Source organism: Nonomuraea sp. NPDC003201 (assembly GCF_053590415.1).
Map to the genome: position 1 here is coordinate 1 of NZ_JBSFTC010000656.1, position 2446 is coordinate 2446.

Annotated in this window: 2 protein-coding genes and 1 pseudogene; all 3 read right to left on the minus strand. The window is 72.6% G+C overall.

Annotated features, from left to right (window positions below; genetic code table 11):
* Positions 1-97: 97 nt before the first annotated feature.
* A complete protein-coding gene (rsgA, locus tag ACWDX9_RS62360; RefSeq protein WP_449973291.1) occupies positions 98-1180 on the minus strand; it encodes a ribosome small subunit-dependent GTPase A in 1083 nt (360 codons plus the stop codon).
* A gap of 238 nt (positions 1181-1418) precedes the next feature.
* On the minus strand, positions 1419-1907 hold the full coding sequence (locus ACWDX9_RS62365; protein WP_449973292.1) for an Ohr family peroxiredoxin: 489 nt from the start codon (positions 1905-1907) through the stop codon (positions 1419-1421).
* A gap of 50 nt (positions 1908-1957) precedes the next feature.
* Positions 1958-2446 (minus strand): annotated as a pseudogene (locus tag ACWDX9_RS62370) (hypothetical protein); the annotation flags it as partial.

Consider the following 2446-nt stretch of genomic DNA (forward strand, 5'->3'; position numbering starts at 1 on the left):
TGCGTTTTTTTCCCGTTCTTCTCTCTTGCTGTTTTTTGTGATATTTTACCCAACCCCTTGTGGCCGGGCGGGCCCGGCGCCCCCCCCCGCGACCTGGTCACGACCGGCGCTGCCGGTCCCGGAAGGCGTAGGTCTCACGCAGCGAGCGGGTGATCGCCTTCTTGCGATCGTCGTGCTGGGCGCGCAGGCGCGCGTCGCTGCGGGAGCTGGCCCAGGCGTTCTCGCGCTGGAGCTTGCGGTAGCTGTCGAGGCGGCGTTCGCTCAGATCACCTGAGGCGATGGCCGCCTGGACCGCGCAGCCGGGCTCGGAGTCGTGCTCGCAGTCGCCGAAGCGGCACTGCTCGGCGAACTCCTCGATGTCGGCGAAGACCTGCTGCAGGCCCTCGTCGGCGTCCAGGAGGCCGACGCCGCGCAGACCGGGGGTGTCGATCAGCACGCCGCCGCCGGGAAGCGGCACCAGACGGCGGCGGACCGTGGTGTGGCGGCCCTTGCCGTCTTGCGCGCGTACGTCGCCGGTCTCCAGGACCTCGGCGCCCAGCAGCGCGTTGCCCAGGGTGGACTTGCCCGCTCCGGACGGGCCGAGCAGGACCACGGTGCCGGTGAGCGCCGCGGTGAGCGCGTCCATGCCCTGGCCGGTGGCGGCGCTGGTGGCGATGATCTCCACCCCCGGGGCGAGCTCGGTGATGGCGGTCACCGCCTGGCCGGGATCGGCCGACTGGTCGGCCTTGGTCAGGACGATCACGGGCTGGGCGCCGCTCTCCCACGCCAGCGCCAGCAGCCGCTCGATCCGGCTCGGATTCAGCGGGCCGCCGAGTGAGACGGCCACGACCGCCGTGTCGACGTTGGCGGCCAGGGCCTGGCCGTAGGAGGTACGCGACGCCGACGACCGGACGATGACGCCGCGCCGCGGCAGCAGCGCGACCAGCTCGGGCGTGGGGCCGGGGCGCAGCGCCGCCCAGTCGCCCGTGCACGGGGACTCGACCGGATCCGCCACCGCCGGGAGCGCAAGGCGGGCCCGGAGCGGGCCGGTTTCGGTGATGACGTCGCAGGCGCCGCGATCGACGCCGACCACGCGGGCGGGAATGAGCCTCGCGGAGCGGTAGGAGGCGAAGGACTGTTCGAGCCCTGCGTCCCAGCCGTACGCGGACAGGCCATCGTCAAAGGAATGCTCGAATGACAACGGAATGGAACCCTTTGCAGAAAAGGGGGCCTTGGCGGATGGGACATGCCGCATCCGTGCCAGGAAAGGCGCCTCGAAAGGTCAGCCAAGGCCCGGGGACGTGAGGATGGACCGAGTGCCGCAGATGGCAGCCATCACCACGACGGTCATTTAACCTCACCTCCCTCGAAGAGTTCCTGTTGTCACGAACGTGTCTTGCGTTGGACAAGGTAGCAGCATGAGCGGCCCCCCGCAAAGATCAGGGGGTGGCGAGGGTGATGGTGGCGGGGATGCCCTGGCGGGTCATCTTGGCGTACGGGCACAGCGCGGTGGCCTGGGCGAGCAGCGGGGTGACCCGGTCGGGGTCGGCGCCGGGCCAGGTCACGACGAGGTCGGCGCTCAGCCGGTAGCCGCCGTCGGCCGGGTCGCGGCCGAAGGCCACGCTCGCCTCCACGGTGATGGACGCGGGGTCGAGGAGGTGCCGGCGGGCCAGCAGGCTGAGGGCTCCGTGGAAGCAGGCGGCGTATCCGGCGGCGAAGAGCTGCTCGGGGTTCGGGCCGGGGTTGTCGCCGCCGAGCTGCTCGGGCATCCGCAGCCGCAGGTCGAGGGTGCCGTCGGCGGAGCGGGCCCGGCCGGTGGCGCGGCCGTGGGCGGAGCTGCCGCCGCTGACGGCGACGCGCGTGACATAGAGGGGTTTGAACGTGGAGCCGCTGTAGTCGTGCTCCGTGGACAGCATCGGTTCGTTCACCGGTCCGCCTTTCGGCGGCGCATGAGGCGCCTGGGGTGAGGGCTCGCTGGTCATGGGCGGTGCCAGTGCTGCAACTTGTCGGGGTTCAGGACGATCCACACCGCGGTGATCTCGGCTTCGGCGACGCTCACGCCGGCCACTGCCACGGCCCGGCCCGCCTGGCGCAGCACCAGGCCCGTCCGGCCGTTCACGGACTCGACGGCCACCTCGGTGCCGGGCCGGCCGGCCAGCAAGGACGTGACGAACCGGGCGACCGCGTCCGCGCCGTAGATGGGGCGGACGGGGGCGCGCAGTTTGCCGCCACCGTCGCTGACGACGATCGCGTCCGCGGCTAGGACCGCCCGCAGCGCCGCCGTGTCCTTCAGGTCGCAGGCCGCGGCGAAGCGGCGCGCGGCCCGGTCGTGCCGGACGAGCATCCCCTGGTCCGGCCTGGCCTGCTGGTGTGCCGGGAGCATGGCGGGCCGGGGGCGGGGCGCCGGGGCTCCGGCCGCGCCCGGTACGGGCAGGGGGCCGGGGGCGGCGAGCAGCTCCAGACAGAT